Here is a 12,019-nt window from a genome sequence, read left to right on the forward strand (position 1 = left end):
ACATTCAAGCAAAATCTGGTGTGAGGGCTACTCAAGAATAGGCTATGTCTAACAGCAATCAAGCATTTTCAGTGTTGGGAATACCAGTTCATGTAATGGCTAACTATCCAGACTGGTTGTTAGAATGCCTGCACGCAGGCAAGGGAACTCATGTAGTAACGCTCAATGCAGAAATGACTATGCAGGCAGAGCGAAATCAATTATTAGCTCAGGTCATTAAAAATGCTGAACTCGTGATTCCGGATGGAGCGGGGGTTGTTCTGTATTTGCGGTGGCTGTTATGGCAAAAAGTGCAGCGTTTTCCGGGGATTGAGTTAGCAGAAAAGCTTTTGCAAGAACTTGGACAACAGCAGATAAGAGCAAAGGTATTTTTCTATGGAGCAGCGCCGGGAGTGGCTGCAAATGCGGCAGATTTTTGGCAGAAGCAAATTCCAGACCTAAATATAGTAGGCACTCATTCAGGCTACCATTCTCCAGAAGAGGAAGCACAATTGCGAGAAACTCTTGCTCAATTGCAGCCACAAGTGATTTTTGTCGGTTTGGGAGTGCCACGTCAAGAGTTATGGATTGCCGAAAACCGCCATTTGTGTCCCCAAGCAATTTGGATTGGCGTTGGTGGCAGTTTTGATATTTGGTCGGGAACTAAAACTCGCGCTCCCGCCTGGTTAGGAAATAATAATTTGGAATGGTTGTATCGGCTTTATCAAGAACCTTGGCGTTGGCGGCGGATGTTGGCGTTGCCAGAGTTTGCTGTGAAAGCGTTTATTTATCGTTTTACAGCAAAGGGTGCAATTAGTTAAGAGTTAAGAGTTCTGAGTTCTGACTTCTGAGTTCTGACTTCTGAGTTCTGAATTCTGAGTTCTGAATTCTGACTTCTGACTTCTGAATTCTGAATTCTGACTTCTGGGTGCTATTACTTAGTTTGTATTAAAGTCTTCAAAAAATTTTAAATTTTCTTTGTTGAATTTTAAATTCCCAGGCTAAACCTGGGAATCCTTATTTTTGAGGGGAATGTCACATCTCAGTAGGCAAACTGTTTGGGTGTGGGTATGAGGAAAATTTAACAATGCCAGTATTAACAACTCAAGTTAAGACAAAAAAATCCGTTCATAAAGAAGACTGTGAAAGTCAACAGCACGATCGCAATACGATCGCAAAGGTGCAATTGCAATCTGTAACCAAGACCTATACTAACGGCACTCACGCCTTGTTAAATGCGAACCTTGAGGTAAAAAAGGGAGAATTTCTCTTTATCACGGGGCCAAGTGGTTCTGGTAAATCAACCCTCTTGAAACTACTGTATGGTCAAGAGTTAGCTACACAAGGAGAAGTAATTGTTGATGAATGTAATGTAGCGGATTTACGGGGCGATCGCTTGTCATTATTGCGGCGACGGATTGGCATTGTGTTTCAAGACTACAAACTGATTACCCAAAGAACCGTAGCGGAAAATGTGACTTTTGTGCTGCAAGCTCAAGGGTATACCCGTAAAGAAATTCAACGACGTTTAGAACCAACTTTAAAGCTGGTAGGTTTGCTGAGTAAAGCTGACTGCTTTCCAGATCAACTCTCTGGGGGAGAGCAACAACGGGTGAGTATTGCCCGTGCGATCGTTGGTACGCCACCCTTGTTGTTGGCAGATGAGCCTACTGGAAATCTTGATCCAGATAATTCCTGGCAAGTGATCCAGATTCTCCAGAAGTTAAATTCCTTTGGGGCTACAGTAATTGTTACCACACATGATGAACAATTGGTGCGGCGGTGCAATCATCCGGTAGTCCAAGTTCGCAATGGACAGCTATCTCGAAAATAAGTATTGGGGATTGGGGATTGGGGATTGGGTATGGGGCATTGAAAATTAATTAGGACTCTCATCATTCAAACAATGACAAATGACAAATGACAAATGACTAATGACAAATGACTAATAAACGTGATGTTTGACTTTTGCTGAGATGGGTGTGAAAGTTTTTGCTGTTTTGGGGGGTAGCACTTGTAGGCGATCGCAAGTTTGTAAGCTCTTAAAAGCTGCCTCTCGAACTACAGCTTCTTCTTCTCGACTGAGTAGGAGTTGCAAGCATTGGACAACATCTTGCTGCACTGAAGAATCAACTCGTTGATGGGTGATGACTTTAGTTAGTTGACGTAGGGCAATCAACCGCTTCAATGGATCTTTTTCTGTTAAATTGACCAACAACTGATCGAGGTGGTCTTCTTCTCGATTTTCATAAAAGTTGACAATTTGCCAAACCAATAAAATTAAAGTTAACAGAGTACCCACGCCTTGCGCGATCGCACCAGCGGCAATCCACGGACTGTGAGAGTCAACCCAAATTGCTGCTGCCATGTAAGTGCTGACAGTACCAATACCACCACTGACGACTGCTAAGGCTAACCGACGATTTGAACTATTTAAAAAATTGCGTATTTTTGACCAGCGCAATTGCCAGTCCCACTCCTGCATTGAGTAAACCAATACCATTACTCCAATGCCGACTAAGAGAGCCAATAGCAGTTTCCAGTTCCACAACAACATGGCAATGATAATTGTCAGGAACCCAAGAAAGCCCCCAGGGCCAGAGAAGCGCTTAAATGTTTGCTGCTTTATGGCTCCCTTTGTCTTGAGTTTTGGAAGCGGCCAGTTCCAGTTGGGGATCTGGTTGATCAATTGCTGCCAAGAAGACGAAGCCTGTGCCACAGTGTTTACCTACTTGATTACGAAATTACCTATTGTATAAGTTTTACTATGGATGAAGAAAGGATGAAGGCCCAAACTACAAGATGCCCGGTTTTATGGTCGGATAGTAGACTATTACAGCACGGCGCAAATAAAGATACCATTTTTAAATCCCTCAGAGCAAGGGCATTTTGTACGTAAGTGCTAATTAAAGACAAAAACGAAACTGATCAAGGGTGAATTGACCATTAAAAGCACAGAAGGTAACGCTGTAGATGTTATTCACACTTATAGATAATAAGGTATTGGGGGAAATTGCTGAGTCGGAATTGGCAAGATTAGAGCCTGGTAGTGCAGTTTGAGCAAGCAGTTGTCGATTGCGATCGTAGGCGGAAAGCACTAGCCGTTGCGAACTAGTGACAAAGGCGCTAACTGAGTTAACCGGACGCAAGAAAGTAGCTTCTAAAAATCCGCTTTTGGGCGCTCCCATTAACACTGTTAGCCCTGAATAGGTTGGAAATGCTGGATTTGATGGCTGTATTGCTAGAGAATTGTGAAAAATCACTCCCCAGCGTTCATACTGACGCTCAACTGCTTCAAAACACTTCAAGTCTTCTAAGTCTAAACAAATACAAGTAGGTGCAGTTACTTGGGCAACGTCAACTACTGGCTCGATCCGACCCCGCCCAGCTGAAGCTTTAATTTCGTTTTGTATATTAAACTTGTCAAGCGCAAATTTAGCATCTTCAATCGTTGGTATTTTATTTGATTGAAGAGTAGCCTGCTTTACCATGACATCCCGCCTTACTATATACTTAGATAATAATATGATTTATTTATACGTCAAATCTAAATTCTACGTATAAAAGTATGATTAATAGCTTACTAAAATAAGCGTTTTAACTATTTTTTACGCAGAAAATTATTTATTGGTTTTTTGATACACTACCATAAAAACTTGTGCTGGATTTACTCTGGTAGTGATACTCGCTACCATTAAAAAGCCTTATAAAGCAGTAATTTCAACGTAAAGTTACTTTTTATTATGAAAAAAAATCACCAAATCTTTACAAGTAATCCAGTAATTTTATATCTACTTAATCTGACGGTGGTGAGAAGCCTTAAAGTGATTGGTTAGTTGATAATAACAATGAGCGGGGAGCTTGAACTAAACACGTAAGCATCCAGAGTGACTAAAGAAGATGCGGCGAAGGTAAAACACGGGGACATGGAAAAATTATCAAATACTCTCACCCTATCCCCGCGTCCCAGGTCTTTTATTTGACTTGTGCCAACTAATAACTACAGTCAACAAAAAAATACTTATGTTTCAACCACTAGGATTTGAACAACGCTCCATAAATACCTCACTAGGTAGAATGGTATATTATACTGCTGCTGGAGAACCTTGGCTGGATGATGTGACTGCCAAAGATGATCGGGAAACTTTAGTGTTCCTACACGGCTTTGGTGGTGGATCTTCTGCTTATGAGTGGTCGAAAGTTTATCCAGCTTTTGCGGCTGAATATCGGGTGATTGTGCCAGATTTGATTGGTTGGGGTAGGTCTGAGCATCCAGCACGGAGTTATAAGATTGAGGATTATTTGATCACAATTCGGGAGTTTTTCGAGCAGACTTGTACCGGGCCAGTAACAGCGATCGCTTCTTCTTTGACAGGAGCATTTACAATTCGGGTAGCAGCAGATCATCCTGATTTATTCAAGTCTTTAATTCTTACCACCCCCGCCGGACTTTCCGATTTTGGCGAAGACTACTCCCGTAGTTTTTTTGCTCAGTTAGTTAGCGTTCCCGTTGTTGATCGCTTACTTTACAGCGCTGGAATTGCTACCAGTGGAGGTATTCGCGGCTTCTTAGAGCAACGGCAATTTGCTAAATCTAATCGAGTATATGAGGAAATTGTCGATGCTTATCTACAATCCGCCCAACAGCCTAATGCTGAGTATGCAGCACTGTCATTTGTACGTGGCGATTTATGCTTTGATTTATCCCTTTACATTCAACAGTTAACCACCCCCACAGCCATTATTTGGGGACAAAAGTCAGAATTTACAGGGCCCTCAATTGGTCGCCGCCTTGCCGAAATTAATCCCCAAGCAATCCGATTTTTTCAACAATTAGAAGATGTGGGGTTAACACCGCAGTTGGAATTACCAGCAGTGACAATTGGATTAATTCGCAAATATTTGCCTTTGCTTAATTAGCTTATTTAGTAGTAAAAGCCTCATTTAATTTCCTACCTTCTGCACCTCTACTCTTTTCACTCATCCAATTTCAACCATAATTGTGTAGTTGGACTTTTGATTACCAATGCTTACTAAATTAAGGGCGTTGCAAAATAATATTTATATTTTGCAACGCCCTTAATTAAACCTTGATCTTACTTACGAGTTGTGCAGAAAGCTACTTTGCGTCTAAGTTACAAAAATTGACTTTGATATTGTCTATTATGTACACACACGTCTTATATAGTTGTTCTGCACAGTTTTGATTTCACCCAGTTTATGCCAGTTGCCTCTCCTATCAGAGATGGCGAAATATATCAAACAAAATGTGAATGCTATTTGTCAAATCTGATATCAATAACAGTTGCATTGAAGTTGTAGTTAAAGCCTTCTAACTCAAATGGCATACCAATTTTTACTTTACTGCTACCTAGAACTAGTCCGCTTTCAGTGCGTTGGGCTTTACCTTCTAAGGTCAAAAGCATATCTGTACTAAAATTGTTGGTCTTTGGATCTGGTAATTCTTTAACAGTGCCATCAGGTTGGAAAACATTGACTGTTCTAGGTAGCTGTTGAATAGATTTAATCTCAATCTGCCCATAAGGCTGATTGCGGATAATCACATTAGTTTTTCCACCTTTTTTTAAGCCGTTGTTAAATAATTGCTCAGGATCACGTATATTCAAACCCCGAACTAATACGTCTACTTCTACGGGTACTGTTTTCGCACCGACTTGGGCAACAGAACCAGAAGTGCCAGGAAAGACAAAGATGCCAAATATAACTAGCAAAATGACCAGTGCAGCACCTAAATCTAGGAGGTTGATTTTACCGAATAAACGACCTTTGGAATCTAAAATAGCCATAAAAAGTTTTCCGAAGTAATAGCGAAGTAATTGATTGTAGAAAGAAGGTTTTCAATGGGAACGGCAATTTTCCCTATTTGGTAATAACTCAAAGCATCCGGGGATTATGGTTATGCGACAGTTTATCACGAGTTCGCAAGTTCCGAGGAGCGGCAACTAAACCTCAAACTTGTACCTATTAAGACTGACCTATCTAGAAAGTAGAATCTAATGTTGAAACCTATCTCTAGAGGGAATCCTTAGCCTCGCACAGTTCAGTAGATTTGCGTAAGAATTATCTGTATCACAAACCCTTTGGTCTTGAGTCAAGAATGCAACTTAGAATACTCTAAATCCGTCTCATAATTTGTCTCATCATTTTATGTTCTCCCGAAATAATCTTCAAAGCGTATTATGTTCAATTGGAAAGGTTTTGTTGCAAATTACCGGATGTGGCGGCGGCGCTGGTTTTATCCCCTAATTTCGGTGGTAGTCGCCCTGAGTCTGTGCCTGAGTACACCTCTGCCTGGAAGAGCTTTTGATTTCTTGCCTATGATATTGCAGGGAGTCCAGGTACTTCAGCTTTCTAATATATCCGATCGCCAGGAAACTGATATTGGTAAGCAGATTAATCAGCAAATACTGAGCGGTCAAGTCCGACTTTACCGGAATTCTAATGTTAATGCCTATGTCGAACAAATTGGTCGGCGTTTAGCGGCCAATAGCGATCGCCCCAATCTTCCCTATACCTTCCAAGTGGTTGAAGATGATGCTATTAATGCTTTTGCTACTTTAGGAGGTTATGTATATGTCCACACGGGTTTGCTAAAAGCTGCCGATAATGAAGCGGAACTCGCAAGTGTCATCGCCCATGAAATTGGTCATATTGGCGGTAAACACCTGGTTAAACAGATGCGGCAAAAAGCGATCGCTAGTGGTTTAGCCACAGCAAGTGGTTTAGATCGCAATGCAGCCGTGGGCATTGGTGTAGAACTTGCCTTGAATCGTCCCCGCAGTCGTAACGATGAATTTGATGCCGATCAAAGAGGGTTAAGAACTTTGACACGCGCCGGTTATGCCCAGTCTGGGATGGTTTCTTTTATGCAAAAGCTGCTGCAAAAGGGTGGTTCTGTGCCGACATTTTTGAGTACACACCCCGGAACTAGCGATCGCATTAATGGCCTCAGACGTGCTATTAACTCCCAACCTAGTAATGGAAAATATGGCTTGGATAACACTAGTTATAAAGCTAATATTCGACCATTAACGTAGTCTTTAGGGTCTTGGGCATTGGGCATTGGTTATTCCCCTCATCTCCCCACTCCCACTCAATTCTTATGGCGACGATCAACTTTAATTTTGGCTGGATCAACGTTAATTACAACCTCTTCTAAAGGCAGGACACGAATATAGTTTTTAAATATGTTCACTTGATAAACCAAGTCATTTGTGACATCCAGTCCAGTCAACCAGCCACTCCGGGGATGATAAGCGCCAGTATCTATGTCTAGCCATCCCTTTCCTTGTGCCAGTTTACCAGGAGAAACACCCGGCAGAGTAAAGGTAATGGTGTGACCGATAATAATTTGCTTATCTGGAAAGTAGGGTTTTTCAATGCTGTGAAATTCCTCTCGTATCCAGCACAGTTCATCGGCTGTTTGTTCTGTCACTGACTTGGAGGGATCAACACCAGCATGAGTTAACCAAACATCCCCCAAGTCAATGTATGTAGGCAAAGTTTTTAACCAATCCAGATGGTCGTCAGGAATTGGAGCCTCTTGGTAACTGGCCACGGTAGCTTGTCCTCCACCATACAGCCATGCTTGCATTGTCGAGGAGGAAGTCTTTTCATTGGTCAGAATGTTTAATAACATCTGCTCATGATTTCCCAATAAACATGAGTAGTTATTCCGCTTGACAAAATTAACTACTTGTGCGCTATGAGGGCCACGATCAATTAAGTCTCCCAGAAAATAGACATGATCTTCTGACGTGGGGGCGATCGCCTCCAACAATGTCATTAAACCTTCATAGTGTCCATGCACATCCCCAATTACAATTCGTCTGGGGCTAATTTCGCTCATTGTCTCTTAGCTACAATAGTTTTGGCTAATACTTCTGCTACAGTTTACGCTGTTTGCTTTCCGCAATTAAAGGTAAAAATACTGGATAATGTTTATTTTAATTTAATTGTTGTACTAGTAATAAACTTAACTTATCAAATATATACAACGGCAATTGTTTTTCAGATATCACTTATAATAACGATGGTGCGAGACTAATGTCTTTTCTGCTAATTTGAAATATTGGCAAATCTCATCTACTTAGGTGAGAATTTAGACTCTTGCCGTATTGGTCACTTTTAATCTCACAATGTCTAAAGATTTTTCTCCTGAAATTAGTTCGCGCATCTGCAAGCATATGAATGATGATCATGCTGATGCTGTAGTTGTTTATGCTAAAGCTTTTGGTGGTGTGACAGATGCAATCGCAGCCGAAATGCTTTCAATTGATGCACAGGGTATGGATTTAACAGCGCAAGTGAATGGCGAACCTGTACCAGTTCGCATTCAATTTGATCATGTTTTAGCAGATGCGGAAGATGCCCATCAAACTCTGATTGCGATGGTGAAGCAAGCGCGGGTGAAGGCTAAGTAGGAAATAACAAAGTAACTTACAGCGATTTTTAATTGAATAGACCATACGCGTAGGGGCACAATATATGATTGTGCCCCTACAGTAATTTGTATGACATGCATTTGAAAATTACCTTAATCTCTATGGAGAAAATTAAAATTCGGTTTGTCGATTTATTTTCAGGAATAGGGGGAATTAAGATTCAATACTTGTCGGGTTTTGGGGAAAAGGGTAAGGGGAAAGGGGAAAGAAAAAACCTTTAACCTTTAACCTTTTCCCTTTAACCTTTTCCCCAAACCCAATTCCGAGTTCAAAATGCTTTACCCAAGCAGTATTGGAATTAGATTAGCCTTTGAACAGGCGGCTCATTCTTTAAATATAGAAAGTGAATGCATTTTAAGCAGTGAAATTAATACAGATGCTCAATTAGTTTATGAAAAAACTTTGCTCAAACAGCTTCAGGTATATTTGATTAATTGATAAACTACCAGAACATGAATTTTTACTAGCTGGATTTCCTTGTCAATTCAAAATTTATTCAATAAACAGAATAATATTTTTGGCAATTAACATCCATTTTCTGGACGCAATAACCAAAAGCCGCTATAAGTCATCCCAGAATCATCTGGCTGCACTAACAAAAAATGCAATCCTCGACTTTGCTGTTTCCGTTGTTCAAATGCTTGGGCTGCTTTTGTAACTTCTGGATCTTCAAATGTGGCAACAATCCATCTATCCACCAAGCCAGCTTCTAAGATTAAGCCGTCTGGTGCGCCAGAAATATAGTTTAATGCCACAGAACGGGCTTGCTGCAACCACCGGGCTAGGCGCATCGATTGCCGTCCACCATAAATTACCACACCAGGAACGGGGACTGTTGATGCCAAACCTAAATTGATGGGTTTGAGATGTTCTGGGATGTGCAAAATGGGAATGGGGCGATCACTAAATCTCGTTTCTACATCACTAGCAGCTAGACTCGCAAAACGCCATTGTTCTCCCCAGAGGTTTTCTGGTAATGGTACTGGGGGCGGTTTATCCAGCGTTGAGGGATATTGCTTTTCTGCTAACCACTGCTTTAACGCCAAGGTGTGGCGAGTAGGTTCGACATTTATACTTAAATTGCGTCCAGCCGCCTCAATTAAGCTGAGAGACTGAGGACGAAACACCTGGATCACATCTGGCAATTTTTCTCCAGCAGCGAATTCTAGTTGAGCAGCAACCCAACTAGAATTCGCTGCTGACTGGAGACAGGTAGCTTCATACTCAAAGCTGCGAGTTGCGTCACAAATCAACAAGTCCCATAAAATTTGTCCAGACGCATCTTGTGAGGGACGACGATAAAAATCAACCTGCCAAATTTTCATTATGTGGGGAGTGGGGAGTGAGGATGAGGGAGATGAGACAATACGTTTGGTTAACCCAAGAGAAGCGATAAATCGCCGTCAAGAAGAAGGATTGATTATTTTAGAGACGGCGATTTATCGCGTCTTTGTGATTTAGAATTTTCATCAAAAAACCTTAACCGAACCGTATTAGGAGATGAGGAAGTGAGGGAGAAGAATTAATAACCAATGCCCAATGCCCCATACCCCATACCCAATTTATAAAGCCTGAATCCATTCTTTGACAGAATATTCAGTCCAGATGCCATTTTTCCAGTAAGGATCGTTTTCAATTAACTCGCGCACAGTGGCTTCGTCTTCGGCTTCGTAAATCCCAAAAACTTTTGTGACATCCTTGGTGGGGCCAATAGTAATCAACACACCGGATTCTTTCTGTTTTGCTAATCCGTCCAAATGAGCTTGACGGTGAGGGACACGTTTTTCGAGAACGTCTTCGCAGTAAGTTCCCCAGAGTACATATTTAGTCATAATTGCTTGTTACTCCTACTGGTTAATAAGATATTACTCTCGCGGTTTCTAAGAGGTTGCTTGAAAAGTGTTTCCCTGTGACTTTAGGCACTTTGAGATCCCCCCTAACCCCCCTTAAAAAGGGGGGAACCGGAATCAAAGTCCCCCTTTTTAAGGGGGATTTAGGGGGATCTAAAACTTCTGCTACTGACAATAGAACTTTTCAAACATCCTCTAAATGCCCTTTTAACTCAAAAGTTAGACTCTATTTGTTGCCTCAACCAATCACGAAAATTAGTATGATAAACACTATAGTGGATTTCGGCTGCTATTGATTCTAAATGTAAAAACTCTCGCCACTTATCTAAAATCACCTTGATTTCATATTCATCTACATCTAATCTTTCAGCGATCGCTTCTATTGATATTGGTTGCTCTTGAACTAAGATATTTAACACCTGCAAAGCCATTGGTTGCTGTTTACTGGTGGCTAAATTCATTTTTTCTAAATGATTTTGGTAATATATCTGTAAATTTTGGGGGTAAATATCCTCAGTAATATCTGCTAAAATTTCTTTAACATACATAAAATTCGTTTCATCATCAAAACCTTGCTCTGTCATGTTGAGCGAAAAGTCTCCACGATTCTTCTCTTCGCTAACAATAGGCTCAGAATGAGATGATTCATTTAAATAAGTTTTAATATATTCTTGGATATCAGCGCGGTTTTGTTCAGGGTAATTTGATAAATCTAAAGATTGGGCTGGTGTTTCAATTAATAAACCTGATTTATCTGCCAAAAAAGGACGACGACTAAGGATAAAATAAACTTTTTCGGGTAGATAACGGGGTAAATAAAATATGTTTGAGCCGCGTGGTTGATTGTTGATATCAATTCTATCGCAGCCATCTATAGTAATAATTAAACGTTGTTTTGGTTGCAATCTATTGCTGATTTGTTGCAGTAATAACGATAAAAAACCACTGTCTTCTGTGGTAGAGTCAGAAAAGTTAGGAGTGAGATTGTTTCGACTCCGCTCAACACTAGTTTTAATACCTTGATTTTGGGCGATTTCTATTAATTGAGTGCAAATATTCGTCAGAAATTCCTCAACGCGGTTTTTACCTGAGATTTCGACATTGTAATAAACAACTCCCGGATTTTGGCTGACATAATGGGCAAGAATGGCACTTTTACCAATACCAGGATCGCCGATAATAGTAAAGTAGCCCCGGTCAGATTGATTGAGAAATTTGTTGATAGCAGCAAAGACAAATTCACGACCGACAAAGTTTTGATTTTTAGCGGTAATGATTTGCTGAAATTCTAGGGGATATCTGGGGATATTGATCGGATTTTCAATGATCGGTTTCATTTTTTAACCCCCTTCTAAACGGAGGAAATGAACACGCCCTGATGGTTCTCCTGCTATAATCGTCAATCCATCTGGAGAAACTGCACAGCAATATATATGACTATCACCAATAAAAGTAGAGATTTCTTTTCCTGTCTCTAGATCCCACAGTTTCAGGGTCTTGTCACGTGAACCAGAAACGGCTGTTTTTCCATCTGGGGCGATTGCTACTACACCTACCGAGTCGTTATGACCAGTCAGGGTAAAGATTTCCTTTCCTGTCTTTAGATCCCACAGTTTTAGGGTCTTGTCACGTGAACCAGAAACGGCTGTTTTTCCATCTCGGTCGATCACTACTGCAAATACCGAGTTGTTATGACCAGTCAGGGTAGAGATTTCCTTTCCTGTT

General features: G+C 40.9%; 15 protein-coding genes. 7 read left to right on the forward strand and 8 right to left on the reverse strand.

The features are described 5' to 3' along the window. The first annotated feature begins 44 nt into the window (after positions 1–44). Together RRG12_RS10935 and ftsE are read left to right on the forward strand one after the other, a co-directional pair. A complete protein-coding gene (locus RRG12_RS10935; RefSeq protein ID WP_069069239.1) occupies positions 45–800 on the forward strand; it encodes a WecB/TagA/CpsF family glycosyltransferase in 756 nt (251 codons plus the stop codon). 266 nt (positions 801–1,066) lie between these two features. Continuing rightward, the gene (ftsE, locus tag RRG12_RS10940) at positions 1,067–1,813 is read left to right on the forward strand and encodes a cell division ATP-binding protein FtsE (protein WP_069069238.1); all 747 of its coding nucleotides are present in this window, start codon (positions 1,067–1,069) and stop codon (positions 1,811–1,813) included. Positions 1,814–1,924: 111 nt separating this feature from the next. Here ftsE and RRG12_RS10945 read toward each other — a convergent pair whose 3' ends face one another. Continuing rightward, complete coding sequence (locus RRG12_RS10945; protein ID WP_420759283.1) at positions 1,925–2,698, reverse strand: armadillo-type fold-containing protein; 774 nt, start codon at positions 2,696–2,698, stop codon at positions 1,925–1,927. Between the two features lie 187 nt (positions 2,699–2,885). Then, positions 2,886–3,470, reverse strand: coding sequence for a hypothetical protein (locus RRG12_RS10950; protein WP_069069236.1), 585 nt, complete (start codon positions 3,468–3,470; stop codon positions 2,886–2,888). 532 nt (positions 3,471–4,002) lie between these two features. Between RRG12_RS10950 and RRG12_RS10955 the strand changes: the two genes are divergently transcribed. After that, complete coding sequence (locus RRG12_RS10955) at positions 4,003–4,899, forward strand: alpha/beta fold hydrolase (RefSeq protein WP_069069235.1); 897 nt, start codon at positions 4,003–4,005, stop codon at positions 4,897–4,899. A 356-nt stretch (positions 4,900–5,255) separates the two neighbouring features. Here RRG12_RS10955 and RRG12_RS10960 read toward each other — a convergent pair whose 3' ends face one another. Further along, positions 5,256–5,786, reverse strand: coding sequence for a DUF4330 domain-containing protein (locus tag RRG12_RS10960; RefSeq protein WP_069069234.1), 531 nt, complete (start codon positions 5,784–5,786; stop codon positions 5,256–5,258). A 393-nt stretch (positions 5,787–6,179) separates the two neighbouring features. On the opposite strand from RRG12_RS10960, the gene RRG12_RS10965 reads away from it, so the two are divergent. Then, positions 6,180–7,037 carry a M48 family metallopeptidase gene (locus tag RRG12_RS10965; RefSeq protein WP_420759284.1) on the forward strand — a complete coding sequence of 286 codons (858 nt, stop codon included), beginning with the start codon at positions 6,180–6,182 and terminating at the stop codon, positions 7,035–7,037. Between the two features lie 56 nt (positions 7,038–7,093). Here the strand turns inward: RRG12_RS10965 and RRG12_RS10970 are convergent, their stop codons facing one another. Beyond that, a complete protein-coding gene (locus RRG12_RS10970; RefSeq protein ID WP_420759285.1) occupies positions 7,094–7,849 on the reverse strand; it encodes a metallophosphoesterase family protein in 756 nt (251 codons plus the stop codon). A 289-nt stretch (positions 7,850–8,138) separates the two neighbouring features. Here RRG12_RS10970 and RRG12_RS10975 point away from each other — a divergent pair, with 289 nt between their 5' ends. Both RRG12_RS10975 and RRG12_RS10980 read left to right on the forward strand, forming a co-directional pair. Further along, complete coding sequence (locus tag RRG12_RS10975) at positions 8,139–8,423, forward strand: DUF2470 domain-containing protein (protein WP_069069231.1); 285 nt, start codon at positions 8,139–8,141, stop codon at positions 8,421–8,423. Between the two features lie 294 nt (positions 8,424–8,717). After that, entirely contained in the window at positions 8,718–8,882 is a 165-nt protein-coding gene (locus RRG12_RS10980; RefSeq protein WP_176726947.1) for a hypothetical protein, read from the forward strand. A gap of 86 nt (positions 8,883–8,968) precedes the next feature. Here RRG12_RS10980 and RRG12_RS10985 read toward each other — a convergent pair whose 3' ends face one another. Next, positions 8,969–9,769: a Tab2/Atab2 family RNA-binding protein gene (locus tag RRG12_RS10985; protein WP_420759286.1), complete on the reverse strand. Its 801-nt coding sequence runs from the start codon at positions 9,767–9,769 to the stop codon at positions 8,969–8,971. Position 9,770: 1 nt separating this feature from the next. Here RRG12_RS10985 and RRG12_RS10990 point away from each other — a divergent pair, with 1 nt between their 5' ends. Continuing rightward, complete coding sequence (locus RRG12_RS10990; protein WP_256090862.1) at positions 9,771–9,905, forward strand: hypothetical protein; 135 nt, start codon at positions 9,771–9,773, stop codon at positions 9,903–9,905. 101 nt (positions 9,906–10,006) lie between these two features. Here the strand turns inward: RRG12_RS10990 and RRG12_RS10995 are convergent, their stop codons facing one another. The 3 genes from RRG12_RS10995 to RRG12_RS11005 all read right to left on the reverse strand — a co-directional run. Further along, the gene (locus tag RRG12_RS10995) at positions 10,007–10,276 is read right to left on the reverse strand and encodes a YciI family protein (RefSeq protein WP_069069229.1); all 270 of its coding nucleotides are present in this window, start codon (positions 10,274–10,276) and stop codon (positions 10,007–10,009) included. A gap of 230 nt (positions 10,277–10,506) precedes the next feature. Then, positions 10,507–11,631: an ATP-binding protein gene (locus RRG12_RS11000; protein ID WP_420759287.1), complete on the reverse strand. Its 1,125-nt coding sequence runs from the start codon at positions 11,629–11,631 to the stop codon at positions 10,507–10,509. Between the two features lie 3 nt (positions 11,632–11,634). Next, the coding region (locus RRG12_RS11005) for a WD40 repeat domain-containing protein (RefSeq protein WP_420759288.1) at positions 11,635–12,019 on the reverse strand (385 nt) is incomplete at its 5' end.

This window comes from Nostoc sp. CALU 546 (genome assembly GCF_048836525.1).

Coding starts and splice junctions, on each gene's coding strand:
- RRG12_RS10995 (WP_069069229.1), bottom strand. CDS start 10,276: ATGACTAAATATGTACTCTGGGGAACTTACTGCGAAGACGTTCTCGAA.
- RRG12_RS10965 (WP_420759284.1), top strand. CDS start 6,180: ATGTTCAATTGGAAAGGTTTTGTTGCAAATTACCGGATGTGGCGGCGG.
- RRG12_RS10955 (WP_069069235.1), top strand. CDS start 4,003: ATGTTTCAACCACTAGGATTTGAACAACGCTCCATAAATACCTCACTA.
- RRG12_RS11000 (WP_420759287.1), bottom strand. CDS start 11,631: ATGAAACCGATCATTGAAAATCCGATCAATATCCCCAGATATCCCCTA.
- RRG12_RS10975 (WP_069069231.1), top strand. CDS start 8,139: ATGTCTAAAGATTTTTCTCCTGAAATTAGTTCGCGCATCTGCAAGCAT.
- ftsE (WP_069069238.1), top strand. CDS start 1,067: ATGCCAGTATTAACAACTCAAGTTAAGACAAAAAAATCCGTTCATAAA.
- RRG12_RS10950 (WP_069069236.1), bottom strand. CDS start 3,470: ATGGTAAAGCAGGCTACTCTTCAATCAAATAAAATACCAACGATTGAA.
- RRG12_RS10960 (WP_069069234.1), bottom strand. CDS start 5,786: ATGGCTATTTTAGATTCCAAAGGTCGTTTATTCGGTAAAATCAACCTC.
- RRG12_RS10980 (WP_176726947.1), top strand. CDS start 8,718: ATGCTTTACCCAAGCAGTATTGGAATTAGATTAGCCTTTGAACAGGCG.
- RRG12_RS10935 (WP_069069239.1), top strand. CDS start 45: ATGTCTAACAGCAATCAAGCATTTTCAGTGTTGGGAATACCAGTTCAT.
- RRG12_RS10985 (WP_420759286.1), bottom strand. CDS start 9,769: ATGAAAATTTGGCAGGTTGATTTTTATCGTCGTCCCTCACAAGATGCG.
- RRG12_RS10970 (WP_420759285.1), bottom strand. CDS start 7,849: ATGAGCGAAATTAGCCCCAGACGAATTGTAATTGGGGATGTGCATGGA.
- RRG12_RS10990 (WP_256090862.1), top strand. CDS start 9,771: ATGTGGGGAGTGGGGAGTGAGGATGAGGGAGATGAGACAATACGTTTG.